Consider the following 255-nt stretch of genomic DNA (forward strand, 5'->3'; position numbering starts at 1 on the left):
CTGGGCCCGCTGTGGTCGCTGGTGGGGTCGGTGCCGACCGCGCCCAAACCGCAGGCCGCCTGGTGGCAACTACCGCGGGCGCGGCTGCAGTGGCGTGAGGTGTCCATCCACGACGCGCTGCTCGCGCTGGCGCCGTACTTCGACCACCGGGTCCGCGAACGGGTCCGGGACACCGCCCTGCGCGCGGGCCGCTCCCCCCACGAGGCCCGGCTGGCGGCGGAGGCGGCCATGCTCGCCGACGCGGCACGCCGGGCC

The 255-nt window shown here is 78.0% G+C and carries 1 protein-coding gene; it reads left to right on the forward strand.

The window, feature by feature from the left end; all coding sequences use genetic code 11:
- A partial coding sequence (locus B7767_RS40955; protein ID WP_373408279.1) for a DUF6545 domain-containing protein occupies positions 1–255 on the forward strand: 255 nt, incomplete at both ends.

Origin of the sequence: Streptomyces sp. 13-12-16 (assembly GCF_002114215.1) — a bacterium.
In the GTDB taxonomy this organism is placed as follows: Bacteria; Actinomycetota; Actinomycetes; order Streptomycetales; family Streptomycetaceae; genus Streptomyces.